Here is a 23,442-nt window from a genome sequence, read left to right on the forward strand (position 1 = left end):
AGGCGTGTGCACGGTGCCGAACCCGCAGATTTTGTGGGTGTGGGAGGCCGAGCACCCGCGATTACTGCGGGTTCGGTGCTGGGCTACCCGCAGATTCTGCGTGCTCGCCAGTCCGCAGCAAAGAAGAGCATCAGCGACCGGATGGGCCGCCGAGTCCGCAGTTTCTGCTGGTGTGAGGCCGTGCCATGTGCCGAACCCGCAGATTTTGTGGGTGCGGGAGGCGCAGCACCCGCGATTCTTGCGGGTTCGGTGCTGGGCTACCCGCGATAACTGCGGGTTCGGTGTGTCAGAGGTTGATCATGTGGCCGGTGAGGCCGTGGAAGGCCTCCTGCAGCGCCTCGCTGAGCGTGGGATGCGTGTGCACGTTGCGCGCGAGCTCGAGCGCGCCGAGGTCCCACTTCTGGGCGAGGGTGAGCTCGGGGAGCAGCTCGGCGACGTCCGCGCCGATGAGGTGGCCGCCGAGCAGCTCGTAGTGGGCGGAGTCGGCGACGAGCTTCACGAAGCCGGCCGGCTCGCCCAGGCCGTGCGCCTTGCCGTTGGCGGTGAACGGGAAGGTCGACACGATCACGTCGTAGCCCTCGTCGCGTGCCTGCTGCTCGGTGAGCCCGAAGCTCGCGACCTGCGGCTGGCAGAAGGTGGCGCGCGGCATCATGCGGTAGTCGCCGAGGGCCATGGTCTCGGCCCCGCCGATGGTCTCGGCGGCCACGACGCCCTGCGCCTCGGCCACGTGTGCCAGCTGCAGCTTCGCGGTCACGTCGCCGATGGCATAGATGTGCGGAACGTTCGTGCGCATGAAGTCGTCGATGCCGATCGCGCCGCGCTCCGTCACCCGCACACCCGTGTTCTCGAGGCCGTAGCCTTCCACCCGCGCGGCGAAGCCGACCGACATGAGCACCTTGTCGGCGCTCGCGCTGCCGGGCTGCCCGTTGGCGCCGGTGTAGGTCACCTCGACGTGGTCGCCATGGTCGGTGACGGTCTCGACCTTCGTCGACGCCAGGATCGGGATGCCGAGCTTGCGATACTGCTTCGTGATCTCCTTCGAGACGTCGACGTCCTCGTTCGGCAGTGCGCGGTCGAGGAACTCGATGATGGTGACCTCGACGCCGTAGGCGCGCATGACGTAGCCGAACTCGATGCCGATGGCCCCGGCGCCGACGATGATGATCGACGTCGGCAGTTCGCGGCTGAGGATCTGGCTCTCGTAGGTCACCACGTTGTCGCTGAGCGAGACGCCGGGGAGCAGGCGAACAGTGGAGCCGGTCGCGATGATCACGTTGTCGAAGGTGACCGTCTCGCGTTCACCGTTGGAGAGCGCGACCTCGATGGTGTGCGGGTCGGTGAAGCTGCCGCGGCCGTCGAATTCGGTCACGCCGTTCTTCTTCATGAGGTAGTGCACCCCCTTGACGCGCCCCTCCGCTACTGTGCGGCTGCGATCGAACGCAGCGCCGTAGTCGAAGCTCACCTCGCCACGGATTCCGAACGTGTCGGCCTGGTGCGCGAAGGTGTTCGCCAGCTCGGCGTTGCGCAGCAGCGCCTTCGAGGGGATGCAGCCCACGTTCAGGCAGACGCCGCCCCAGTACTTCTCCTCGATGACCGCGACCGACTTGCCGAGTTGGGCGGCGCGCACCGCCGCGACGTATCCGCCGGGTCCGGCACCGAGAATGACGACATCGAAATGCTGGCTCATGCCATCCAAACTACGCTGCCGCAGCATCCGATCGCATGGTGAGAGTGGGGGATCCGTCCTGTTCGCCGAGGGCGAGACTCACCCGCACGTCGCCGAGTTCGGCGAGAGAGGTGACATGGGTGCCGCCACAGGCGATGCTCACGGATGCCTCGGGCAGCTCGCACACCCAGAAGCGGCGGTCGGTGAGCAACTGGCCGTCGCGGTCGATGCGCACGGGTGCGCCCGTCGCCACCCACTCGGCAAGGGTGCGGTTCGCGTGCGCCTCGAGCTCCGGAAGGGCCTGCTCGAGCCCGTCGGCGCTGAATCCCTTCCGACGCAGCGACTTGTTGAGCCGGAAGACGTCGACGGAGCCGCCGGGGGTGATCAACGACGACGTGATGGCGCTCGCGTCGAAGTCGGGCTGCCCGAGACCATCGGAACGCACCTCCTTCGTCCAACGGTCGGCCATCGCGCGGTTCAGGGCCAGCGAGGCGAGATGGCAGGCCGTGTGGCCGATCGAGAGAGCGCGCCGGTAGTCGGCATCGGCGATGACGGTCACGGTTTCTCCTTCCGTGACCCCTGGCTCGGCCGCGGCGACGACGTGGGCCACCAGGAACGCCCAGCCGTCGGCGCCGGGGCGCACGGGAGCATCCGCGCCGATGAAGAGCGTCTCGCCGTCGGTGGCGGCGAGCACCGCATCCAGGATCGGCAGGTCGCCTCGATCGGTGCGCAGGATGCCGCGGTCGGCGCCCTGGTCGGGCCAGCCGGCATCGACCGGGTGGAACGGGGTGGCGTCGAGCACGACGGCCTCTCGGCCCTCAGGCAGTGCCTCGAGGTGCAACACGAGAGCCGGCGCGCTCGTGCTGCCGTCGGGATAGAGAACGCGGGTGTCGGTGCGGGGGAGTGACATGCCTCTATTGTGCGGTGCCACCCCGGCGGGTGCTCACTCGGCCGGCGGCTGCAGCACCGAGAGGATATTGCCCGACGGGTCGGTGAACCAGGCGATGTCGGGTCCTCCGCCGCTGCCTGCCGGGGGCCGCGCGATGCCGTGCTCGTCCTGCCCGAAGCCGTCGTAGTGCAGCAGGGAGACGCCCGATCGCTCGAGCTCGGCGACCGCCGCATCGATGTCGTCGACGGCGAAGTTCAGCACGGTGTACGTGGCCGGCTCGTGATCAGGCTTGACGTAGACGAAGACCCTCTTGCCACCGCCGATGCCGAGGGAGATGCCTCCCATCGCATCCTCGACGTTGAGACCGAGCACGTCGGCGTAGAACGAGCGGGCCGCGTCGACGTCGCGCACGGCGAATCCGCTGAAGATATCCACTGGAGTGATCATGGGTACAGTCGACCACCGCGGACGGTCCGCGACAAGGGCGCCTGCGGGATCCGCCGGACTCTCAGCGCCGGCGCGGCCGGTTGCGTCCGCGGGCGAGCCGCGGTGAGATGGCCATCAGCGGTCCGACGAAGCGTCGTTGAAGCGAGCGCGCCGGACCCATCGTGGCCTGCACGAGATATTGACCCAGGATGGCTCCCGCGGCCAGCGCCCCCGCGACGCCCGCCGCCGCGAGCACCGACAGCAGGCCCTGCAGGTCGGAATCGGCAAGCTGCATGAGGCCGGTGAAGAGGATGCGGCCGGGCACCAACGGCACGAGGCTGGCCACGACAGCGACGATCGGCGGAACGCGCACCACCCGCACGGCCAGTGCGGCGAGCAGCCCCACGACGACGGCCGCGCTCGCCGAGGCGAACACGATGCCGATGCCGGCGCCGACACCGGCGGAGTACGCGAGTTCCGCCACCGCTCCCAGAACACACAGCCCCCAGATGGAACGGCGTGGCACCTGGGCCGCGAGGCAGAATCCGGCCACGATGACCGCCGCGGCCACCAGCTGCATCGGAACGTCTTCGAGCGAGGGCCCGGTGGCCGGGTCGAGCTTCAGGTCGAGGCCGAAGCGTCCGAGCAGCAGGCCGGAGGCCAGGACCCCGGCCACGAGGCCCGCGGTGATGAGTACCGCCTCGACCAGCCGGGCCGTGCCGGTGACGTAGAAGCCCGAAAGCGTGTCGTGCACGGCGCCGAACGTCGTCACTCCGGCCAGCAGCATGATGATCGCCGCCACCACGACGAGCGAGGGGTTCACGCTCGGGTCGACAAGCACCGCGCCGGCCGCGGCGATCGGCCCGACGCATCCGCCGGCGAGCGATTGGTAGAACACCGGAACGCGTCGGCGCTGAAGTGCCGAGGTGATGAGGTCGATCACGAGGGTCGCGAGGAAGGACGCGGCGGCGACGAGTGGTCCGCCGCCGAGCAGCAGCGCGGCCCCTACGCCCACGAGGCTCCAGCCGATGCTGCGCAGCCAGCGTGGGTACATCGGCTTTCGTCCGATGATGGCGGCGACCGTGCGGCGGGTCTCCTCGAGCGGCGGCGGATCGTCGACGATGCGGCTGATGAGCTCGGTCGCGCGCGTGAGCCGGGCATAGTCGAGCGTGCGGTACTTCACGTTGCGGCTGTGCGAGATGGTCTCGAAGGTGGCCGGATTCTCCCACGAGAGGGTGATGAGCGAGTAGGTGAGATCGGCCTCGACGTTCTTCACGCCGTAGGCGCGACTGACGGCCTGCATGGCCGCGACGGTGTCTTCCGCTCCGGCACCGCCGGCGAAGAGCGCCTCGGTGACCCGGATGGTCACGTCGAGCACCGCACGGATGTAGGCGGCGGCTTCAGCCGAACTCATTCCGGCCGTCGGAGGCGGGGTCGCCATGCTCATCCGGCCAGGCTCGCGCGCTCGCGCGCCCTGGCTGCGCGCTGGCGAAGGATCGCCTTGAACCAGGCCGCGTCGGGAACGCGGGCGAGGATCGGGCCGAGCACGACGGTGATGAGCACATACGCGGTGGCGAGCGGGGCGAGCAAGGGCGAGACCCCTGAACCCACTGCGATACCGGCGATGACGATGGAGAACTCGCCGCGGGCGGTGAGCGCGAAGCCTGCGCGCCAACGACCCGGGATGCCGATGCCCGCGCGACGAGCGGAGAGGTAGCCGGTGAGCACCTTCGTGGCCATCGTCAGTGCGGCGAGCGCGATCGCCGGAACGAGCATCGAGAGCAGGTCGCGCGCGTTGGTCGAGAGGCCGAAGAAGACGAAGAAGACCGCGGCGAAGAGGTCGCGCAGCGGCGTGAGCAGTTCGCTCGCATGCTCGGCGACGCGACCCGAGATCGCGATGCCGACGAGGAACGCCCCGACGGCCGCCGAGACGTTCACCTGCGCTGACAGGCCGGCGACGAGCATGGTGAGTCCGAGCACCCCGAGCAGCAGCGGTTCCGGATGCTCGGCGGCGAAGATGCGCGAGACGATGGTGCTGTAGCGCAGGGCGATGAAGAGGATGAGGGAGACGGCTCCCACGGCGATCGCCACGGTCAGTGCCCCCGTCAAGAAGGCCATCCCCATGACCACCGCCGAGAGCACCGGCAGGTAGAAGGCCATGGCGAGATCCTCGATCACGAGCACGGCGAGCACGACCGGCGTCTCACGGTTGCTCACGCGCCCGAGGTCACGGATGAGCTTGGCGATCACACCGGAGGAGGAGACCCAGGTGATGCCCGCAAGCGCGACGGCAGCGACGGGACCCCACCCCAGCACGAGCGCGAAGGCCGCCCCAGGCAGGGCGTTGAGCACCGCATCCAGCAGCCCGGCGATCTTGGATTGGCGCAGGTTGGTGAGCAGCTCGCTCGCGGTGTACTCCAGGCCGAGCAGGGCGAGCAGCAGGATGACGCCGATCTCGCTGCCGATGGCGAAGAAGTCCTCGCTCGCGTCGAGCGGTGCGATTCCGCCCTCGCCGAAGGCCAGCCCGGCGAGCAGGTAGAGCGGGATCGGGGAGATGCCGATGCGGATCGCGAGGCGCCCGAGCAGGCTCATGCCGAGCAGCAGCGCGCCGACTTCGATGATGATCAGCGTGGTGTCATGCATGCGCCCGGCCCGGCGTCAGTCGGGACCGTTGGCGATGAGGCGCCCGGCGGCGTCGAGGCCTTCGCGCGTGCCCACGGCGACGATGACGTCACCGGGACGCAGAACCTCCTCGGGCGTCGGCGAGGGGATGACCGCACCGTCGCGCGTGATCGCCACGATCGAGACGTGGGTGCGCGTGCGCGTCTTCGTGTCTCCGAGGGGCCGGTTGATGAAGGGCGATGCCGAGCCGAGTTCGAGCTGTTCCGTGTAGAGGCCGGCCACGTCATCCGAGAGCCGGGTGATGCGGCTGATGGCCACGGAGGTTCCGAGCAGGTCGGCGATGGCCTCGGCCTCGTCTTCGGTGATCGGGATGCTGTCGCGGCAGGCATCGGGGTCGTCGACGTCGAAGATGCCCAGATTGCGCTCGCCGTCGCGGTACGTTACGACGCTCAGTCGTCGACCGCTCTCCGTCACGAGATCGTGCCGCAGGCCGATGCCCGGCAGTTCGACCTTCTCGATGCGTACTCCCACGCCTCCAAACTACTCCGTGATCGGCCCCAACCATGCGTTCGCGACGGTGTTGTGGGCGGACTCCGCGTCGGAGGGGTGGAAGATGCCCGCGAGTACGTCGCGGTACAGGCGCCCCAGTTCGTTGCCGGCGAAGTACGAGCCGCCGCCGCTGACCCGGATCGCCTGGTCGACGACGTAGCGGGCGTTCTCGGTGGCCCGGATCTTCAGGCCGACCAGCTTCGGGAACCATTGGGAGCCGTGCGCAGCCTGCTCGTCCACGTCGCGGGCCAGACCGAACAGCTGCGGCGGGATGCCGTCCTGCGCGATCGCGGCATCCGCCACCCGCCACCGGATGTCGGGATCCTGCGCGTAGCTCTTGCCGTCGTTCTTGAGGGAGGTGCGGCGGCCGGCGGCCTCGACGGCGAGTTCCAGAGCCCGTTGGCCGACTCCGGTGTAGACCGCGGCGAGCAGGATCTCGAAGTTCGCGAAGATGGCGAAGATGAGGGGGTCGGGATTGGGTCCGGGGCTGAGGCGGCGGATGATGCGATTCGCAGGGGAGAAGGCGCCGTCGAGCACGGTGGACTGGCTCTGCGAGGCCCGCATCCCGAGGGTGTCCCAGTCGTCTCTCTGGGTCACCTGCTCGCTGCGCTCGACGAAGCCGTAGACGATCTTGGGCGCATCCGCCGAGGTGGAGTCCAGGCCCATGGTGCCGAGGCGGGTCCACGCCGGAGAGAGCGAGGTGAAGATCTTGGTGCCGGTGAAGGTGTAGCCACCGTCGGGCTGCGGCTGGGCATCCGTTCGCGATCCGAAGAGCACGAGGTCGTTGCCGGCCTCGCTGATGCCGAAGCCGAAGACCTCGCCCGCGCCCGCCTCTTCGAGCAGCCAGTCGAGGGAGGCGTCGCCGCGCTCGTGAAGCACCTTCGCGACCCCGGTCCAGACGAGGTGCATGTTGACCGCCAGCGCCGTCGCGGGTGCCGCGGCGCCGAGTCGTACCTGTTCGGCGGCGGCCCGCTCGAGGGTGAGGCCGAGGCCGCCGAACTCCTGGGGAACCAGTGCCCTCAGGTAGCCGACGGCCACGAGCTCGTCGAAGTCCTCCTGGAAGAAGGCGTTGTCGCGGTCATACCCCGCGGCGCGAGAGCGGATGCGTTCGAGCAGTTCGTCGGAGAGCACGGTCACACGCCCACCCTAGTTCGCTGTTCCCGTCGTTGAATCGGCTGCCGGATCTCGATCATCACGAGTCGCGCCCCGGAGAGGCTGGGAGGCCGACACTGCGCAAGCAGTCGACGGCATGAGGCGGTTCGCATCGCTCGTGCGGGGGTCGAGTCGGCCGTCATGCCAATGGGCCGACGACGTGGAGTTGTTGGAGAGCCGGACACTCGACGGACACACTCAAGAGCTCGTGTATCGTCTCACCCTCAGGTAGTGGCGGGTGCGCCGCTCCGGATCTCGTCGGATGAGGAGTCTCGAGGCGATCGTCTGGCGCTGGTGCCTGGCAGGTGTTTCAATGCCTTCATGACCTACGCCGTCGTATCCGTGCACGCGCCCCATCCCGAACATCGTGCCGCCGTGTTGGACTCGATGCAACGCTACAGCCGAGTGGCTCGCCAGCAGCCCGGGTTGGTATGGACCGGCATCGTCGACGATGACAGTGGTCGTTTCGTTGGAATCGCCGTGTGGGAGTCGCCGGTTGCAGCGCAAGCCGCCTCCGCGGCGCTGATGGCCGAGGTCGGTGACGACCCCTTCTCCACATGGGACGAAAAACCGATTGACGGGCTTCGAGGTGCCGTGTCGTAGCGACAGCTCGGCCTGACGTCGCCAGCTGGAACTCAGCAAAACCCGGCTTGTTCCGCGTTCGCATGCCGACCGCTATGCAGACGCCGTCGTCGCCTCAGGCCGGCGTCGAGTTCTGATCAAGCGGGTGATCCGGAGGTCGCTGAGCGTGAATCGACCGTCGGGCATTGCGGCACGGATGCTGGCTTCATCGAACCGACGCGTCGGGCGCAGCCCTTGGGGCAACTCCGGCGCGGGCGGAGCGGCTTCGCTCACGCCTTCGGCGAGCATCTGCGCTTGCGCTTTCGCGATGAGCGGCGTGATCATCAGCCATTCAGTGATCTGCGCGAGAGCCCGGATGGACCAGACGGGCGCGCGAACATACAGCGGGTGGCGGCCGGCAACGCCCGCGATGCGGCGGACGGCAGCGCCGAGCTCCAGTTCCTCGGCGCCCATGACGGCGACGGTGGGATCGGCGATCCGTCCGTCAAGGGCGGCGACCAGCACATCGACCGCGTCGGCGACGGCGACCGGCCGCACCATGCGTTCGGAGTAGCCGACGGTCGCGAAGACGGGAAACGTTCGCACGGCACGCGTCACGTGGTCGACCATGTGATCGCCTGGACCGTAGATCATTCCCGACTTCAGGATCGTGTAGTCGAGCCCTGAACCGCGCAGCATCTCCTCCGCAGCCCATTTCGTGTCGTGGTAACCGGATCCGCTGTCGGGTCGCGCGCGAAGGAAGCTGAGCATCACGATTCTCTTCACTCCAGCGCGGCGAGCGGCTTCGATGACCGCACGCGTGCCTTCGACGTGGACCGCTTCGAAGGTTTGATCGCCGATCTCACGATTGATGCCGGCGCAGTGCGCGACGGCCTCGCATCCCGCGAAAGCGGCCGCGAGAGCATCGACATCGCGGACCGAAGTGCCGGTGCGGCGCGAGATGACCACGGTCTGTGCGGGATCCAACCGCTCAGCCAGGTGTCGACCGACGAATCCCGTCCCGCCGGTGATGGCTACCCGCATGGCGTATCTCCTTTGCTTATTAGCAATGAAGCTACACGATATTTAGTAAGAGTGCTATATTGCAAGCATGGCAGATGCGGCGTCAGACATCTTCTCGGCCCTTGCGCACCCGACTCGTCGACAGATCCTGCAGGATCTGAAAGACGGCGAGCTGGCCGCGGGCGAGATCGCGGCCCGCTTCACAGCGACCGGGCCCACGATCTCTCGTCACCTGGCCGTGCTGAGGCAGGCCGGACTGGTGACTGAGCGACGTGATGCGAACCGCATCCTCTACTCGTTGGTGGGCGAACGACTCGCACTGTCCGTCGGAGACTTCCTCTCGACAGTGTGCCCCGAGCAGATCGTGCTGCGAGAGGTCCGCAAGCGCAGCACCGGGCGTGCAGCGCTCGGTTGACTCAGGTCCTCGACCTACCAGATGGTGCCGCCTCCGATGGAGATGCCGCCCCACGTGAGTGCGATGAAGATCGCCGCGAACACGACGGGCGCGATGCCCTTGCCGCTGCGGGCGAGCCCCTTGAGCAGGGCGATCACGGCGAGGATCGCGGCGACGACCGAGAGGCCGCCGCCGAGGATCAGCCCGATGAACAAGGGGATGGGCATGAGCACGAGGCCGGCCAGCGCGATCCAGAATGCGGCCCAGGCGGTCGGATTGGAGCGCCGTTCGACGGAGTAGGACATGCCTCATTATCTCTCGAGGGCGGCCCGGCGCCGGGTGCGGAGTGGATCGGCGGCTCTACTCGACGACGGGAGGGGTGCCGCTTCCGCGACCGCGACGGGCCAGCCACACGATGCCGAGCACGATCGCGGCGATCACGACGAGAACGCCGATCCAGGGGAGCAGCACGCCGATGACGACGAGGGCTCCCGACAGGAACGCGATCACGGCCTGCCAACCGGCCACGAGCCCGTCCCAGAAGGAGTGGGGAGCGCCGGCTGCGATGACTCCGGGTGCCGTGAAGGATGCGGAGAGTGTCGAGTAGGCGACCTGGTCGGCGATCGAGTCGCGTTGTGCGATGAGCGAGTCCAGCTCCGCCTGGCGCGCCGAGAGAGCATTCTCGATCTCGATGAGGTCGGCCGTGGTCGCCGCTTGCCCCATGAGCTGCTCGAGGCGCCCGACGGAGGTCTGCAGCGCAAGGATGCGCGCATCGACGTCCTTCTTCTGCTGGGTCACGTCGGCGGCCTGCGTCGTGTAGTCGCGCACATCGCCGAGGGCGCCGATCCGCTTCACGACGGCGTCGAAGTCATCCGCCGGAATGCGCAGCACGAGGTTCGCGCTCGCCGGTCGGTCCTCGCTCTGCGGCGACTGCGACCGCGACTCGACGCGGCCGCCGGCATCCGTGACGATTGCTGCAGCCCGTTCGCCGGATGCGACGGGGTCGTCGGCCGTGACCGTCATCGAACCCGTCGTGATCACCTGCTGGGGCTGTACGGAGCCCGTCGATGACGCCGAGCCGTCGGCGGCCTTCTCGGGGTCCTGTGCGACCTGCGGTGCGGACCCGCCCGCATCGGACGGGGCGCGCGAGTCGGCGCTGCTGCCCAGTGAGCAGCCGGAGAGCAGGAGCAGGGAGGCGACGGCGACGGTGGCGGCGGTCAATGCTCGATTCATGGCCACACTGTAGAACCGAACCGGAGTCGCCGGCGCTCTCGCGGCCGGATCGTGACATCACGATCGCGTATCGCGGTTTCAGTCCGAGAACAATCCGGATGCCGCGGCCAGATAGCCCTCGCCGTCGAAGTCGTCGATGATCGCACTCTGCACGATGTAGCCCTGGGCGAGACCGAGGCACACGGGCGTCTGCCGGTCGGCCAGAGCCTCGGCGTCATCGGCCGAGAGACGGGACTCCTGGGTGTGCCACGCGATGAGGTAGGTGCGAAAGAGGTCGGTGATCTGCTGGACGACGCCATTCGCCAGCGTGCGCACGTCGAGGTCCTGGGCCGCGACGGCCCAGAGCTGCACGAGCACGCGGGAGTCGCCGAACTCGCCGCGCATGCCCGAGATGAAGCGGCCAATGAGCTCCGCCGGCGACATCAGGCGATCGGCGCGCATCGCCTCGGCGACGTCGCGCGTGCGGCGACCGAGCACGTCGGAGACGACGGCCTGGATGAGCTCGTTCTTGCTCTTGTAGTGGCCGTAGATGGCTCCGGCAGACAGCCCGGACTCCGCGATGATGTCGGCCATCGTCGTCGCCTCGAAGCCCGTGCGGGCGAAGGAGCGCAGTGCGGCGGCGGCGATCTCGTGGCGGCGCGTCTCGCGATACTCCTCGGTGACCTTCGGCATCCTCACAGGATAAAAAAGAACGTTCGTTCTTGACAAGGGCAACAGGCTGATTCACAATAAAGAACGATCATTCGTTTTATAGGAGCTCCCATGTCGTCACCCGTCATCACCGCCCCGCACACCAAGTGGGCTCGCGCGATCGGCATCGCCGTCGGTGCCTCTCTCATCGTCGCCGTCGTGGTGCTCGCATTCCTCTGGCCGAGCATTACCTCGAGCATCAAGTCGTTCCCCATCGCCGTCACGGGCGACGCGACGCAGGTCTCGTCGTTCACCGAAGCGCTCGACAAGAACGCGGAGGGGCGCTTCGACGTCACGACTCTCGACAGCCGGAGCGAGGCTGTCGACCGGATCGAATCGCGCGACATCTATGGCGCCGTCGTGCTCGGGCAGAAGCCCGAGGTGCTGACCGCCTCCGCTGGCGGCACCGTGCAGACCCAGGTGATGGGCCAGCTGCAGTCGCAGCTGCAGATGCAGGTGAACTCTCTCACCGCCGCGGGCGTGCAGGCGGCCGTCGCGAAGACGAACGCCGCGGCCGAGGCCGGCCAACTCCCGCCTGCTCAGGCAGCGCAGATCATCGAGAAGGCGCTCTCGACCACCCCGGCGACCGTGAAGCTGACGGATGTCGTTCCGCTCGCGTCGACGGATTCCCGTGGCGTCGGCTTCGCGGCGGCGAGCTTTCCCATGGTGCTCGGCGGCATGCTGGGTGGCATCCTCATCTCGGTTCTCGTGGCCGGCGTCTGGCGTCGATTCGCGGCGATCCTCGCCTACTCCGTCATCGCGGGCTTCGGCCTGACCGCCATCCTGCAGCCGTGGTTCGGCATCCTGCAGGGCGACTTCCTCGTCAACGGTGCGGCCATGGCGCTGACACTGCTCGGAACCGGTGCCCTCATCGTCGGGGCCACGGCCGTGTTCGGCCGCATCGGCATCGCGGTCGGCTCGGTGATCACCATGTTCATCGGGAACCCGATCTCGGCGGCGACCCAGCCCCTGCAGTTCCTTCCCGCGCCCTGGGGAGCGATCGGCCAGTTCTTCGTGCCGGGAGCGAGCACGACCCTGCTGCGCGATCTCTCGTACTTCCCCGACGCGAACGCCCTGCAGTCATGGCTCGTGCTCGCGGGATGGGCGCTCGTCGGCGTCGTGCTCATGTTCGTGGGCCACTTCCGCAGCCAGGAGGTGGTGCACGTCGAGAGCGCCATCGAGAAGCCGATGACGGGCTCCGCTCCGGTGATCGCAACGGCCTAGTCTGGAACGCATGGATCATCGCACCCTCGGCCGTACCGGCCGCACCGTCTCGGTCATCGGACTCGGCACCTGGCAGCTCGGAGCGGACTGGGGCGATGTGAGCATCGCGGATGCGCGCGAGGTGCTCTCCGCATCCGTCGAGGCGGGCGTGAGCTTCTTCGACACCGCGGATGTCTACGGAGACGGGCGCTCGGAGAGCATCATCGGCGACTTCCTCGCCGACAACCCGGGCCTGGATATCACGGTCGCGACCAAGATGGGTCGCCGCGTCGAGCAGCTTCCCGAGAACTACGTGCTCGAGAACTTCCGCGAGTGGACCGATCGCTCGCGGCGCAACCTCGGCACCGAGACCCTCGACCTCGTGCAGCTGCACTGCCCGCCCGGCTCGGTGATCGCCAGCGGGGAGGTCTACGACGCGCTCGACACCCTGGTGCAGGAGAACGTGATCGCGAACTACGGCGTGAGCGTCGAGACCTCGGGCCAGGCTCTGGATGCGATCTCGCGCCCGGGCACCGCGACGGTGCAGATCATCCTGAACGCGTTCCGCCTCAAGCCGCTCGACGAGGTTCTGCCGGCGGCCCAGGCTGCCGGGGTCGGCATCATCGCTCGAGTGCCGCTGGCTTCCGGCCTGCTCTCGGGCAAGTACACCCGCGACACGACGTTCGCCCCCAACGACCACCGCAACTTCAACCGCGACGGCAGCGCCTTCGACGTGGGCGAGACCTTCTCGGGCGTGGGCTGGGAGAGGGGCCTCGAGGCCGCGCACGAGTTCGCCGACCTCGTGCCCGACGGCATCCCGACGGCGCAGGCAGCACTCGCCTGGGTGGCGCAGCTGCCCGGCGTGAGCAGCGTCATCCCCGGCGCCCGCACCCCCGATCAGGCGCGCTCGAACGCTGCCGCCGGCTCGCTGGCTCCGCTCGGTGAGTCCTTCAACGACGGCGTGCGCGACCTGTACGACCGCCGGCTGCGCGCCCAGATCCACCCGCGCTGGTAGCCCAGCGCCGTTCAGCCGATCTCAGCCGACGTCGTCGGGATTCCTGCCGGTGCGCTCTCCGGCATCCAGGGCCGCGATCTCGGCGAGCTCGTCGGCGTCCAGTTCGAAGCCGTAGACGTCGGCGTTGCTGGGGATGCGGCTCGCCGTGACCGACTTCGGGATGACGACGTTGCCCTGCTGCAGGTGCCAGCGGATGGCGACCTGAGCCGCCGAGACGCTGTGCCGCTGCCCGATGGCGCTCAGCACCGGATCGTCCACGGCCCGGCCGCGGGCCAGCGGCGACCAGGCCTCGGTCGCGATGCCGTGAGCGGCGTGGAACTCGCGCAGTTCGCGTTGCTGCAGCCAGGGATGCAGCTCGACCTGGTTCACGGCGGGGCGAACACCGGTCTCGTCGGCGATGCGGCGGATGTGGGAGGCGTGGAAGTTGGAGACTCCGATGGAGGCGACCCTGCCTTCCTGCTGCAGGCGGATGAGCGCCCGCCAGGTGGGAACGTAGAGGTCCTGCCGGGGGCAGGGCCAGTGGATGAGGTAGAGGTCGAGCGCCTCGAGCCGCATCCGTCGCAGGCTCGCGTCGAAGGCGCGCAGCGTGGCACCGAAGCCGTGATCGTCGTTCCAGACCTTGCTCGTCAGGAACACCTGCGCGCGCGGTACCGCGGATGCCCGCAGCGCCTCCCCGACGCCGTGCTCATTGCCGTAGAGCGTGGCCGTGTCGACGTGCCGGTAGCCCGCATCGAGCGCCGCGGTCACGACGGCCGGCGTGTCGGCATCCGGCACCTTGTAGACGCCGAGGCCGAGCTGCGGCACCGAGTTGCCGTCGCGCAGCGACAGCCTGGTCGTGAGGTCGAGGCCCATCGTGCTCAGCTCGGCTGCACCGGTACGGGCTCGGTGTCGGGCATCGGGCTCGCGTCGCGCCCGCGCAGGTCGGGGTGCCAGCGGCGCGCGAGCACGGGCACGATGAAGCCCACGAAGGCGAAGGCGGTCGCGGCGTAGAACGCGCCGACGGGCGAGTAGGCGTCGATGAGCACGCCGGCAGCGGCGGATCCGAGGGCGGCGCCGATGAGCTGTCCCGTGCCGACCCAGCCGTAGGCCTCGGCCGTGTCGCTGAACTTGACGCTCGCCGAGACGATGGCGAAGAGCACGGCGAGGGCGGGGGCGATGCCGAGACCGGCGATGAACAGGGTGAGGGAGAGCCACCAGAAGTTCATCGCGCCGAGCGCGAGCGCCGTTCCGACGAAGACGAGCAGCATCCGCCGCGCCGTGGACCATGGTCCGATGGGCACGCGCCCGAAGCTGAGGCCGCCGGCGATGGAGCCGATGGAGAAGATGGCCAGCACGATGCCGGAGTCCGCGTTGCCGTGGCCGAAGACGGCAACGACACCGGCCTCGATCGCCGCGCAGGCGCCGACGAGCAGGAAGCCGACGATGGTGGCGAGCATGACGGGAGGACGCCGCAGCACGGTGCCGAAGGCGCGCTTGGATCGCGGGATGCGCACTCGCCCGAGCTCGGGCGAGACGACGAACCAGATGCCGCCGCCCACGAGGAACGTCACCGCCAGCAGGATCGCCCAGACGGTGCCGATCTGGGTGGCGACGAAGGTCGTGACCACGGGGCCGACCACCCAGATGACCTCCTGGGCCGTCGCGTCGAGCGAGAACAGCGGCGTCAGCTGCCGCGAGTTGACCATCTTCGGGTAGATGGTGCGCACGGCCGGCTGGATGGGCGGAGTCGACAGGCCGGAGATGAAGCCGACGATCATGTACAGCGGAATGGTCATGGGCACGAGCGCCACGACACTCACCGCGGTCGCACAGATGATGATCGTGATCACGATGACCCGGCGCATGCCCCAGATGCCCATGAACCGGCTCGTGAGCGGGCCGGCGATGGCCTGGCCGATGCTCGTCGCGGCGAGCACGAGCCCGGCCGCGCCGTAGGAGCCGGTCTGACGCTCGATGTGCAGCAGGAAGGCGAGCGAGAGCATGCCGTTCGGGAACCGAGCCGTCAGCTGGGCGGCGATGATGCGCGCGACGCCCGGGGTTTTCATCAGATCGGTATAGCTGGCCACGATGCACCCACCCTATCCGGGTTGGAACTGCCGCTGTCAGCGGGTTAGCCTCTACTGATCACAGCGAGAGGTACCTGCGCGTGCACCATCAGCTCACCAGCGTCGAAGAGCTCGCCGCCGTCCTCGAGGATGGCCGTGCGCCGCGCATCCTCGACGTGCGCTGGCGGCTCGGTGCCACGGATGGCGAGAGCCGATTCCTCGAGGGGCATATACCGGGCGCGGTGTACGTCGATCTCGACCGGGAACTGGCCGGTCACGGCGCCGCGACCGACGGGCGGCATCCGCTGCCTGCCGTGCGCGACCTGGAGTCAGCGGCGCGCAGCTGGGGGCTGGGCGACGGCGACGCCGTGGTCGTCTACGACGACAACGCCGGCCAATCCGCCGCGCGGGCGTGGTGGCTGCTGCGCTACGCCGGCGTCGCCGACGTACGCGTGCTCGACGGCGGCCTCGCCGCTTGGCGTGCTGCGGGCCATGCACTCGAGGAGGGCGCGGCCACTCCGCGTTCGGGATCGGTGAACCTGACCTACGGCCACCTGCCGGTGCTCGACATGGACGAAGCGGCTGCGCTGCCCGCGACCGGCGTTCTGCTCGATGCGCGGGCGCCGGAGCGCTTTCGAGGGGAGGTGGAGCCGGTCGATCCCGTGGCCGGCCACATCCCCGGCGCCCTCAATGCGCCGAGCTCGGCAAACCTGGCCGCCGACGGCCGCTTCCTGCCCGCCGCCGAGCTGCGTCGTCGGTACGAGGAGCTCGGCGTGAGCGCCGATGCTGCCGTCGGCGTCTACTGCGGCTCGGGCGTGACCGCTGCCCACGACGCCCTCGCGCTCGCCGTGGCCGGCTTCGAGGCCGCCCTCTATCCGGGCTCGTGGTCGCAGTGGTCGAACCACCCCGACCGCCCGGTGGAAACATCCCCGGAACATTGAGCGTCGAGACTTGATCCATCCCCTGCACAACGAAAGAAGGAACCACATGCGCATGCGCTCCGCGATGCCCGCCCTGGTGGCGACGGCCGCAGCCGCAGCACTGCTGCTCACCGGCTGTGTCGACAACAGCACCTCGACCCCGGCCGCCTCGGGCGCGGCGAGCGATGTGAAGAAGGACGACAAACTGGCCGGCCTGCTGCCCGACTCGGTGACCAAGGCCGGCAAGCTCATCATCGGCACCGACCCGACCTACGCGCCCAACGAGTACAAGGACGACGCCGGCAACCCGATCGGCTGGGAGATCGAGCTCGCGGACGCCGTCGCGGCCAAGTTCGGCGTGAAGACGGAGTACCAGGTCTCCAAGTTCGACAACATCATCCCCTCGGTCACGGGCGGCAAGGCCGACCTCGGGCTCTCCTCGTTCACCGACACCACGGAGCGCGAGAAGCAGGTGGACTTCGTGAACTACTACACCGCCGGCATCCAGTGGGCCTCCGCAAAGGGCAAGGACGTGGACCCCGACAACGCCTGCGGCCTCAAGGTCGCCGTGCAGGCCACGACGTATGAGGACACCGACGAGGTCCCCGCGAAGTCGCAGGCCTGCGTCGACGCGGGCAAGCCCGAGATCCAGAAGCTGCAGTTCGACACGCAGGATGCGGCGACCAATGCCGTGGCGCTGGGCCAGGCCGACGCGCTGTCGGCGGATTCTCCCGTCACCCTCTACGCCGTCAAGCAGACCGGCGACAAGCTGCAGCTGGCGGGCAAGAGCTTCGATGTGGCTCCCTACGGCATCGTCGTGGCCAAGGACTCGGACCTCACGAAGGCCGTCCAGCAGGCGATGCAGGCCCTCGTCGATGACGGCACCTACGGCAAGATCCTCAAGAAGTGGGGCGTCGAGGACGGCGCCGTCGACACGATCGGCGTCAACGCCGCGTCGAAGGAGTAAGCGCCATGACGACCGCGACCACGGAACGCGCGGGCATAGCCCCGGCGGAATCCGAGCCCATCCGGGCGATCAAGCTGCGGCATCCGTGGCGCATCGTGTTCGCGGTCGTCATTCTGCTCATCGCCGCCGTCTTCCTCATCGACGCGGCGATGCGCCCGGCCTATGACTGGCCGTCGGTCGGAAAGTACCTCTTCGACCGGCGTGTGTCGGCGGCTGCACTGGTGACCCTGGAGCTCACGGTGCTCGCCATGGTCATCGCCATCGTGCTCGGGGTCGTGCTGGCCGTCATGCGGCTCTCGCCGAACCCGGTGCTGAAGGCCGTGTCGTGGTTCTACGTGTGGCTGTTCCGTGGAACGCCGGTGTACGTGCAGCTCGTCTTCTGGGGCCTGCTCGCGACCATCTACCAGAGCATCGACGTGGGCATTCCGTTCACCGGCGTCGAGTGGGCATCCTTCTCGACGCGCGCCGTGCTGAGCGCCTTCTGGCTCTCGGTGATCGGACTGGCCCTCAACGAGGCCGCGTACATGTCGGAGATCGTGCGGGCCGGCCTGCTCTCGGTGGACACCGGCCAGCACGAGGCCGCGACGGCCCTCGGCATGGGCTGGGGACAGACGATGCGTCGGGTCATCCTGCCGCAGGCGATGCGCGTGATCATCCCGCCCACCGGCAACGAGGTCATCTCGATGCTCAAGACGACCTCGCTCGTGACGGCGGTTCCCTTCAGCTTCGACCTCTACAACCGCACCCGCGACATCTCGGCCGAGACTTTCAACCCGGTTCCGATGCTCATCGTCGCCTCGCTCTGGTACCTGTTCTTCACCTCGATCCTCATGGTGGGCCAGTACTTCCTCGAGAAGCGCTTCGCCCGCGGCATCGGCGACCGGCGCGACGACGGTCCGAAGGATGCGGGAGCCGCACCGGGCGGCGCCGTCCCGATCGCGGGGGCGAACCAGCCCTCCGTGGTCTTCCCGCAGTCGCATGAAGGAGGACACCGCTGATGACCGACACGTCCGTTGCGGGCGCGCCCGCGGCATCCGTGACCGCGACACCGATGGTCGAGGCGGTCGGCGTCTCGAAGACCTTCGGCTCGAACCAGGTGCTGAAGTCGATCTCGCTGACCGTTCTGCCGGGTGAGGTGCTCTGCCTCGTGGGGCCGTCGGGCTCGGGCAAGTCGACCTTCCTGCGGCTGATCAACCACCTCGAGACCCTCACATCGGGGCGTCTCAGTGTCGACGGCAACCTCGTGGGCTACCGGCAGTCGGGCGAGAAGCTCTACGAGCTGCACCCCAAGGATGCGGCCCGCCAGCGCCGCGACATCGGCATGGTGTTCCAGCGCTTCAACCTCTTTCCGCACATGACGGCGCTCGAGAACGTGATGGAGGCGCCGGTGCGGGTGAAGGGCCAGTCCAAGGCGGAGGCCCAGAAGCGCGCCCGTGAGCTGCTCACCCGCGTGGGCCTCGCCGACCGCGCCGACTACTACCCCGCGCACCTCTCGGGTGGGCAGCAGCAGCGCGTCGCCATCGCCCGCGCGCTCGCGATGGAGCCCAAGCTCATGCTCTTCGACGAGCCGACGTCGGCCCTCGACCCCGAGCTCGTCGGTGAGGTGCTCGATGTCATGAAGGAGCTCGCGCAGTCGGGCATGACGATGATCGTCGTGACGCACGAGATGGGCTTCGCGCGCGAAGTGGCCGACCGGCTGGTGTTCATGGACGGCGGTGTCGTCGTGGAATCGGGCGACCCCCGCGAGGTGCTCGCCAACCCGCAGCACGACCGCACGAAGGCGTTCCTCTCCAAGGTGCTCTGACCGATCGTCTCCGCCGCTGAGCGAGACCGGCGCACCGTAACGCGGCGCAACGGCGCGCTCGCGCATCCCGCGGCCGACATAGCCTGTTCCTCATGCCGAGCCTGCTGCACGACGCCGAGACGGCAGCCGTCGCGCCCGCCGTCGGCGACTGGGAGGTGCTCTCGTCGGTGGCCCAGCTCGTGGGCGAGACGCCCGTGGTCGAGCTCGGGCGACTCGCCGCCGGGCTGCCCGGCCGGATCGTCGTCAAGCTCGAGGGCCGCAATCCGGGCGGGTCGTCGAAGGACCGGGCCGCGCTCGGCATCATCCGTTCCGCAGAGGCGAGCGGAGCACTCGCCCCGGGCGCAACGATCGTCGAGTCCAGCTCGGGCAACACCGGCATCGGCCTGGCGCTCATCGGCCGCCTTACCGGGCATCCGGTGGTCATCGTGCACTCCGCCGACATCTCGGCCGAGAAGAAGGCGCTGCTGCGGGCGTACGGGGCGAGGCTCGTCGAGGCCGACTGGGACGCCGCGCCCGACGACGCCGCCAACCCGCGTGCCGTCGCTGCGGCCCTCACGGCCGAGATTCCGGGCGCGTGGCAGTCCCGCCAGTTCGACAACGCCGACAACCCCAATGCCCACTTCACGGCAACCGGACCGGAGCTCTGGCGCCAGACGGCCGCGCGCGTGACCCACTTCGTCGCCGCGATCGGCACGGGCGGAACCATCAGCGGAGTCGGCGGCTTCCTCAAGCAGGCCTCGAACGGCGCCGTGCGCGTGATCGGCGCGAATCCCGTGGGGTCGACGTACGGCGGCGGCGCCGAGGGCCCCATACTCGTGGACGGCGTCGGCACCCGCTGGTCGCGGGACTGGTGGCCGGCCAACGTGCACGCCGCGGTCATCGACGAGGTGCGCACCATCCCCGATCGTCGGGTGTACGACACGTTGCACGCGCTCGCCCTCGAGGAGGGGCTGCTGCTCGGGCCCTCCTCCGCCCTCGCCGTCGCGACCGCGCTCGAGATCGCCGCGGATGCCGCGCCCGGCTCGGTCATCGCCGTCATCTCGGCCGACTCGGGCCTGAACTACCTCACCAAGGGCTTCAATGCCGACTGGCTGCACGCCGCCGGCCTGACGGGAACGGACGCATGACCCTTACCCACTTCGGCTGGTTCCTCGGCGCGGGCTTCGGAGTTCAGGGATGGGGCGATCCCAGCTACGGCATCGGCTACGACTGGAAGCAGCCGCAGGTCTACCAGGATGCGGCGCGCGTCTTCGAGGCATCCGGATTCGACCTCTTCGTGATCGAAGACGGCGTGACGGTGCCCGACACCTACGGCGGCACCGCCGAGGTGAACCTGGCCGCGGCCCGGTTCGTTCCCAAGCACGACCCGCTGCCGCTGGTGCCCTACCTGCTGGGCGCGACCTCGAAGCTCGGCATCGTGCCGACGCTGAGCGCGAGCTTCTACGAGCCGTTCACGGCCGCACGCCTGCTCTCGACCCTGCAGCACTTCGCCGACGGCCGCCTCGGCTTCAACGTCGTCACGAGCGGCAGCGACCTGGCCGCCCAGAACTACGGCCTCGACAAGCAGATCGAGCACGACCTGCGCTACGACCGCGCCGACGAGTGGGTCGACGTGGTGCGCAAGCTCTGGCGCAGCTGGGAACCCGACGCCATCGTCGAGGATGCGAAGGGCGGCGTGTTCGCCGACTTCCGCAAGGTGCACACGATCGATCACACGGGCCGCTTCTTCCAGGTGCGCGGGCCCTTGACGAACGCACCACTGGCCGAGGAGCCCGTGATGGTGCAGGCGGGCGCCTCGGGGCGGGGGCAGGCGTTCGCCGGCAAGCACTCCGACGTCGTGCTCGCCCTGGCCTCCACGCCCGAGCGGATGCGGGCCCACCGGGAGTCGGTGCGTCAGGCAGCCGCCGACGCCGGCCGCGACCCGGACGCCATCCGCGTGCTGTTCGTCGTGCAGCCGATCGTCACGGCGAACGCCGAGGAGAGCGCCGCGGTGCGCGCGCGCCGGTCGGAGCTGACGCAGGCGGCCATCGACGAGGCGCTGCAGTCCATCTCGTACCTCACGGGTACCGACTTCAAGCGCTTCGACCTCGACGAGCCGCTTCCCGAGCTCACGACCAACAGCAACCAGGGCACGCTCGACAACTTCGTGAAGTCGGCGCCCGACGGGTCGACGCTGCGCGAGATCCTCCAGACGCGAGCCAACGGCGACGGGCTCGCCGTCATCGGCACGGCCGACGAGGTCGCCGACCACCTCGGCGAGCTCGGTGACGCGGTCGGCGGCGACGGGTTCCTGTTCACCGGCCAGGTGCATCCGGCGAACGTGCATCGCACCCTCGACAGCCTCGTTCCGGCGCTGCGACGCCGCGGCATCCTGCGCACCGAGCTCGGCGACGGCGGCCTGCGCGCGAACCTGCTGGACTTCTGATGGCGGTCGAGCTCGGAGCAGGCGGTGTCACGCCCGAGCAGGTCGTGCTCATCGCCCGTGGTGCCGACGTCGAACTGGCGCCGGGAGCATTGGATGCGGTGGCGGCCGCCCGCACCGTCGTCGACGACGCGGTTGCGGCCGGTGCTGCCGTGTACGGGCTGACGACCCGGCTCGGCGAAGGGCGGGACGACCGGCTGGACACCGCGGAACTCGCCGCCTTCCAGCGCCGGGTGATCGCGAACCACCGCGGGGGAGCGGGCGAACCACTCGTGCCCGAGTACGTGCGCGCCACGCTCGCGGCGCGGGTGGCGGTGCTGCTCAACGGCGGATCGGGCGTGCGTCCCGAGCTGGTCACCGCGGCGGTGTCCCTGCTGCGCAGGGAGGAACTCCCGGCGGTTCCCTCGCTCGGCTCGGTCGGCGCCGCGGACCTGACCGTGCTCGCCGAGCTGCTGGCCGCTCTCGTCGACGACGGCTTCGAGCCGGCCGCGGGCGAGGCGGCCGCCTTCCTCAGCTCCAACGCCCTGAGCGTGGGCGTCGGCAGCGTGCTGCTCGACCGGCTGGAGGGCGTCGCCCGCGGCGCCGACCGCGCCGTCGCGCTCACGCTGGAGGCGCTCGCGCACCACGGACGCGGGGGATCCCTGACCCCTTTCGACCACGCGGTGCAGCAGGCGCATCCGGTGCCCGGGCAGATCGCCTCCGCGGAGCGCATCCGTTCGCTCACGCGCGACGTCGCCGTGCTGCACGATCAGCGCGAGCGCAGCGTGCAGGATCCGCTCTCGGTGCGCACCGCCCCGCAGGTCAACGGCGCGCTTCTCGACCTCATCGGGCGATTGCGCGAGCAGCTCGCCCTCGAACTCGCCTCCCGCAGCGAGAACCCCCTCGTGGATGCGGCGAGCGGGCGCACGCTCTCGGGCGGGAACTTCGCGATCACCTCCCTCGTTCTCACCGTCGAATCACTGCGGTTGGCGCTCGCCCACGTTGCCGCGGCATCCGAACGCCGCATCGCACTGCTCTCGGAGCTGCAGCGGCCCTTCCGCGCCGACGGGCGCTCACGGTTGCCCGGCCTGAGCTGGTATGCCGCTGCCGACGCGCTCGCCGAACTGCGGCAGCTCGCCGCCCCGGTCAGCCTGGGCGCATCCGTGCTCTCGGGGGTCGAGGACACGGCCTCGTTCGGTCCTGCCGCCCTGCGGCTGCTCGAGCGCTCGATCGCGCTGAGCACCGTGGTGCTCTCGGTCGAGGCGCTGCACGGCGTCGAGCTGGTGCGCCTGGCCGGTCGGACGCATCCGTGGTCGGAGCACCTTGATGCGGACGCGGCCTCAGCCGGCGTCGCGGTCGGCGCGCTGCTCGTCGAGTGACTTCTCGAAGCTGAGGTAGCCGACCGACTCCCAGTCGCCGTCGAGGTCGAACGCGGGCGTGTAGCCGAGCTCGAGGTAGAGCGCGACGGCCTCGGGCTGGCGGGCGCCGGTGGTCAGTTCGATGCGCCGGACGCCCCGGCGCAGCGCCTCGGCCTCGAGTTCGGCCATCACCCGGCGGGCGAGGCCCTTGCGGCGGTGGGACGAGTGCGTCCACACCCGTTTGACCTCGACGGTGCCCTCGCCGACGCGCATGAACGCGCCGCCGGCGACGACCTCGCCCGCTTCATCGACGAGCAGCAGGAAGTCACCGCCCTCCTCCGGAGTGAAGCGCTCGGCGGGGTAGCGGCTGAGCTCCACGGAGGAGGGGATGCCGTCGTTGAGGCCGTAGCGCTCGTCGTATTCGCGCGAGAGCTCGTCGATGAGCGGCCGGGCCTGAGGATCGTCGTGGCGGGTTCGAAGGACGGTGATGCTCACGCCTTCGACGATATCCGAGCGCGGCCTTG

At 69.2% G+C, this 23,442-nt stretch carries 25 protein-coding genes; 11 read left to right on the plus strand and 14 right to left on the minus strand.

Features of this window, described 5'->3' with window-relative positions:
• Positions 1-286: 286 nt before the first annotated feature.
• From lpdA to WDJ51_RS10190, 7 genes are all read right to left on the minus strand, one after another.
• Positions 287-1,687 carry a dihydrolipoyl dehydrogenase gene (lpdA, locus tag WDJ51_RS10160; RefSeq protein WP_337852342.1) on the minus strand — a complete coding sequence of 467 codons (1,401 nt, stop codon included), beginning with the start codon at positions 1,685-1,687 and terminating at the stop codon, positions 287-289.
• Between the two features lie 10 nt (positions 1,688-1,697).
• Positions 1,698-2,576 (minus strand): metal-dependent hydrolase, encoded by an 879-nt coding sequence (locus WDJ51_RS10165; RefSeq protein ID WP_337852343.1) that lies wholly within the window; start codon positions 2,574-2,576, stop codon positions 1,698-1,700.
• A gap of 33 nt (positions 2,577-2,609) precedes the next feature.
• A complete protein-coding gene (locus tag WDJ51_RS10170) occupies positions 2,610-3,002 on the minus strand; it encodes a VOC family protein (protein ID WP_337852344.1) in 393 nt (130 codons plus the stop codon).
• A gap of 61 nt (positions 3,003-3,063) precedes the next feature.
• Positions 3,064-4,428, minus strand: a complete 1,365-nt coding sequence (locus tag WDJ51_RS10175) for a threonine/serine ThrE exporter family protein (protein WP_337852345.1) — start codon at positions 4,426-4,428, stop codon at positions 3,064-3,066.
• Positions 4,425-5,624, minus strand: a complete 1,200-nt coding sequence (locus tag WDJ51_RS10180; RefSeq protein WP_337852346.1) for a cation:proton antiporter — start codon at positions 5,622-5,624, stop codon at positions 4,425-4,427. The genes WDJ51_RS10175 and WDJ51_RS10180 overlap by 4 nt, the downstream gene beginning before the upstream one ends.
• Before the next feature lie 15 nt (positions 5,625-5,639).
• Positions 5,640-6,134, minus strand: a complete 495-nt coding sequence (locus WDJ51_RS10185; RefSeq protein WP_337852347.1) for a cation:proton antiporter regulatory subunit — start codon at positions 6,132-6,134, stop codon at positions 5,640-5,642.
• Between the two features lie 9 nt (positions 6,135-6,143).
• Complete coding sequence (locus tag WDJ51_RS10190; RefSeq protein ID WP_337852348.1) at positions 6,144-7,289, minus strand: acyl-CoA dehydrogenase family protein; 1,146 nt, start codon at positions 7,287-7,289, stop codon at positions 6,144-6,146.
• Positions 7,290-7,625: 336 nt separating this feature from the next.
• On the opposite strand from WDJ51_RS10190, the gene WDJ51_RS10195 reads away from it, so the two are divergent.
• The gene (locus WDJ51_RS10195) at positions 7,626-7,907 is read left to right on the plus strand and encodes an antibiotic biosynthesis monooxygenase (RefSeq protein ID WP_337852349.1); all 282 of its coding nucleotides are present in this window, start codon (positions 7,626-7,628) and stop codon (positions 7,905-7,907) included.
• A gap of 72 nt (positions 7,908-7,979) precedes the next feature.
• Here the strand turns inward: WDJ51_RS10195 and WDJ51_RS10200 are convergent, their stop codons facing one another.
• Positions 7,980-8,909, minus strand: coding sequence for an NAD(P)H-binding protein (locus tag WDJ51_RS10200; RefSeq protein WP_337852350.1), 930 nt, complete (start codon positions 8,907-8,909; stop codon positions 7,980-7,982).
• A gap of 67 nt (positions 8,910-8,976) precedes the next feature.
• Between WDJ51_RS10200 and WDJ51_RS10205 the strand changes: the two genes are divergently transcribed.
• Positions 8,977-9,303, plus strand: coding sequence for a metalloregulator ArsR/SmtB family transcription factor (locus WDJ51_RS10205; RefSeq protein WP_337852351.1), 327 nt, complete (start codon positions 8,977-8,979; stop codon positions 9,301-9,303).
• Positions 9,304-9,317: 14 nt separating this feature from the next.
• On the opposite strand, the gene WDJ51_RS10210 is transcribed toward WDJ51_RS10205, so the two are convergent.
• The 3 genes from WDJ51_RS10210 to WDJ51_RS10220 all read right to left on the minus strand — a co-directional run bounded on the left by WDJ51_RS10210 (position 9,318) and on the right by WDJ51_RS10220 (position 11,187).
• Positions 9,318-9,587 carry a hypothetical protein gene (locus WDJ51_RS10210; protein ID WP_337852352.1) on the minus strand — a complete coding sequence of 90 codons (270 nt, stop codon included), beginning with the start codon at positions 9,585-9,587 and terminating at the stop codon, positions 9,318-9,320.
• A 55-nt stretch (positions 9,588-9,642) separates the two neighbouring features.
• A complete protein-coding gene (locus tag WDJ51_RS10215; RefSeq protein ID WP_337852353.1) occupies positions 9,643-10,515 on the minus strand; it encodes a DUF4349 domain-containing protein in 873 nt (290 codons plus the stop codon).
• Between the two features lie 78 nt (positions 10,516-10,593).
• Positions 10,594-11,187: a TetR/AcrR family transcriptional regulator gene (locus tag WDJ51_RS10220; protein ID WP_337852354.1), complete on the minus strand. Its 594-nt coding sequence runs from the start codon at positions 11,185-11,187 to the stop codon at positions 10,594-10,596.
• Between the two features lie 90 nt (positions 11,188-11,277).
• On the opposite strand from WDJ51_RS10220, the gene WDJ51_RS10225 reads away from it, so the two are divergent.
• Positions 11,278-12,429, plus strand: a complete 1,152-nt coding sequence (locus tag WDJ51_RS10225) for an ABC transporter permease (RefSeq protein ID WP_337852355.1) — start codon at positions 11,278-11,280, stop codon at positions 12,427-12,429.
• 10 nt (positions 12,430-12,439) lie between these two features.
• Positions 12,440-13,423, plus strand: coding sequence for an aldo/keto reductase (locus tag WDJ51_RS10230; RefSeq protein ID WP_337852356.1), 984 nt, complete (start codon positions 12,440-12,442; stop codon positions 13,421-13,423).
• A gap of 21 nt (positions 13,424-13,444) precedes the next feature.
• On the opposite strand, the gene WDJ51_RS10235 is transcribed toward WDJ51_RS10230, so the two are convergent.
• A complete protein-coding gene (locus WDJ51_RS10235) occupies positions 13,445-14,275 on the minus strand; it encodes an aldo/keto reductase (protein ID WP_337852357.1) in 831 nt (276 codons plus the stop codon).
• Between the two features lie 5 nt (positions 14,276-14,280).
• On the minus strand, positions 14,281-15,489 hold the full coding sequence (locus WDJ51_RS10240) for an MFS transporter (protein ID WP_337852358.1): 1,209 nt from the start codon (positions 15,487-15,489) through the stop codon (positions 14,281-14,283).
• A gap of 80 nt (positions 15,490-15,569) precedes the next feature.
• On the opposite strand from WDJ51_RS10240, the gene WDJ51_RS10245 reads away from it, so the two are divergent.
• The 7 genes from WDJ51_RS10245 to WDJ51_RS10275 all read left to right on the plus strand — a co-directional run bounded on the left by WDJ51_RS10245 (position 15,570) and on the right by WDJ51_RS10275 (position 22,939).
• Positions 15,570-16,409: a sulfurtransferase gene (locus WDJ51_RS10245; RefSeq protein ID WP_337852359.1), complete on the plus strand. Its 840-nt coding sequence runs from the start codon at positions 15,570-15,572 to the stop codon at positions 16,407-16,409.
• A 46-nt stretch (positions 16,410-16,455) separates the two neighbouring features.
• Positions 16,456-17,355: an ABC transporter substrate-binding protein gene (locus WDJ51_RS10250; protein WP_337852360.1), complete on the plus strand. Its 900-nt coding sequence runs from the start codon at positions 16,456-16,458 to the stop codon at positions 17,353-17,355.
• A gap of 5 nt (positions 17,356-17,360) precedes the next feature.
• Positions 17,361-18,353, plus strand: a complete 993-nt coding sequence (locus WDJ51_RS10255) for an amino acid ABC transporter permease (RefSeq protein ID WP_337852361.1) — start codon at positions 17,361-17,363, stop codon at positions 18,351-18,353.
• Between the two features lie 53 nt (positions 18,354-18,406).
• Entirely contained in the window at positions 18,407-19,159 is a 753-nt protein-coding gene (locus WDJ51_RS10260) for an amino acid ABC transporter ATP-binding protein (protein ID WP_443218483.1), read from the plus strand.
• Between the two features lie 92 nt (positions 19,160-19,251).
• Positions 19,252-20,286: a PLP-dependent cysteine synthase family protein gene (locus WDJ51_RS10265; protein WP_337852363.1), complete on the plus strand. Its 1,035-nt coding sequence runs from the start codon at positions 19,252-19,254 to the stop codon at positions 20,284-20,286.
• A complete protein-coding gene (locus WDJ51_RS10270) occupies positions 20,283-21,584 on the plus strand; it encodes an NtaA/DmoA family FMN-dependent monooxygenase (protein WP_337852364.1) in 1,302 nt (433 codons plus the stop codon). Before WDJ51_RS10265 ends, WDJ51_RS10270 begins: the two co-directional genes overlap by 4 nt.
• The gene (locus tag WDJ51_RS10275; RefSeq protein ID WP_337852365.1) at positions 21,584-22,939 is read left to right on the plus strand and encodes an aromatic amino acid lyase; all 1,356 of its coding nucleotides are present in this window, start codon (positions 21,584-21,586) and stop codon (positions 22,937-22,939) included. Before WDJ51_RS10270 ends, WDJ51_RS10275 begins: the two co-directional genes overlap by 1 nt.
• Here WDJ51_RS10275 and WDJ51_RS10280 read toward each other — a convergent pair.
• Entirely contained in the window at positions 22,901-23,413 is a 513-nt protein-coding gene (locus tag WDJ51_RS10280; RefSeq protein ID WP_337852366.1) for a GNAT family N-acetyltransferase, read from the minus strand. The genes WDJ51_RS10275 and WDJ51_RS10280 overlap by 39 nt on opposite strands.
• Positions 23,414-23,442 lie beyond the last annotated feature (29 nt).

Source organism: Rathayibacter sp. YIM 133350 (assembly GCF_037404875.1).
Classification (GTDB): Bacteria; Actinomycetota; Actinomycetes; order Actinomycetales; family Microbacteriaceae; genus Orlajensenia.

What these genes read in the sequence shown, in the direction of transcription:
- WDJ51_RS10210 (WP_337852352.1), bottom strand. Translation starts at nt 9,587, where the DNA reads ATGTCCTACTCCGTCGAACGGCGCTCCAATCCGACCGCCTGGGCCGCA.
- WDJ51_RS10195 (WP_337852349.1), top strand. Translation starts at nt 7,626, where the DNA reads ATGACCTACGCCGTCGTATCCGTGCACGCGCCCCATCCCGAACATCGT.
- WDJ51_RS10205 (WP_337852351.1), top strand. Translation starts at nt 8,977, where the DNA reads ATGGCAGATGCGGCGTCAGACATCTTCTCGGCCCTTGCGCACCCGACT.
- WDJ51_RS10275 (WP_337852365.1), top strand. Translation starts at nt 21,584, where the DNA reads ATGGCGGTCGAGCTCGGAGCAGGCGGTGTCACGCCCGAGCAGGTCGTG.
- WDJ51_RS10235 (WP_337852357.1), bottom strand. Translation starts at nt 14,275, where the DNA reads ATGGGCCTCGACCTCACGACCAGGCTGTCGCTGCGCGACGGCAACTCG.
- WDJ51_RS10265 (WP_337852363.1), top strand. Translation starts at nt 19,252, where the DNA reads ATGCCGAGCCTGCTGCACGACGCCGAGACGGCAGCCGTCGCGCCCGCC.
- WDJ51_RS10170 (WP_337852344.1), bottom strand. Translation starts at nt 3,002, where the DNA reads ATGATCACTCCAGTGGATATCTTCAGCGGATTCGCCGTGCGCGACGTC.
- lpdA (WP_337852342.1), bottom strand. Translation starts at nt 1,687, where the DNA reads ATGAGCCAGCATTTCGATGTCGTCATTCTCGGTGCCGGACCCGGCGGA.
- WDJ51_RS10220 (WP_337852354.1), bottom strand. Translation starts at nt 11,187, where the DNA reads ATGCCGAAGGTCACCGAGGAGTATCGCGAGACGCGCCGCCACGAGATC.
- WDJ51_RS10260 (WP_443218483.1), top strand. Translation starts at nt 18,407, where the DNA reads ATGGTCGAGGCGGTCGGCGTCTCGAAGACCTTCGGCTCGAACCAGGTG.
- WDJ51_RS10180 (WP_337852346.1), bottom strand. Translation starts at nt 5,624, where the DNA reads ATGCATGACACCACGCTGATCATCATCGAAGTCGGCGCGCTGCTGCTC.
- WDJ51_RS10165 (WP_337852343.1), bottom strand. Translation starts at nt 2,576, where the DNA reads ATGTCACTCCCCCGCACCGACACCCGCGTTCTCTATCCCGACGGCAGC.
- WDJ51_RS10230 (WP_337852356.1), top strand. Translation starts at nt 12,440, where the DNA reads ATGGATCATCGCACCCTCGGCCGTACCGGCCGCACCGTCTCGGTCATC.
- WDJ51_RS10175 (WP_337852345.1), bottom strand. Translation starts at nt 4,428, where the DNA reads ATGAGCATGGCGACCCCGCCTCCGACGGCCGGAATGAGTTCGGCTGAA.
- WDJ51_RS10270 (WP_337852364.1), top strand. Translation starts at nt 20,283, where the DNA reads ATGACCCTTACCCACTTCGGCTGGTTCCTCGGCGCGGGCTTCGGAGTT.
- WDJ51_RS10225 (WP_337852355.1), top strand. Translation starts at nt 11,278, where the DNA reads ATGTCGTCACCCGTCATCACCGCCCCGCACACCAAGTGGGCTCGCGCG.
- WDJ51_RS10215 (WP_337852353.1), bottom strand. Translation starts at nt 10,515, where the DNA reads ATGAATCGAGCATTGACCGCCGCCACCGTCGCCGTCGCCTCCCTGCTC.
- WDJ51_RS10200 (WP_337852350.1), bottom strand. Translation starts at nt 8,909, where the DNA reads ATGCGGGTAGCCATCACCGGCGGGACGGGATTCGTCGGTCGACACCTG.
- WDJ51_RS10250 (WP_337852360.1), top strand. Translation starts at nt 16,456, where the DNA reads ATGCGCATGCGCTCCGCGATGCCCGCCCTGGTGGCGACGGCCGCAGCC.
- WDJ51_RS10255 (WP_337852361.1), top strand. Translation starts at nt 17,361, where the DNA reads ATGACGACCGCGACCACGGAACGCGCGGGCATAGCCCCGGCGGAATCC.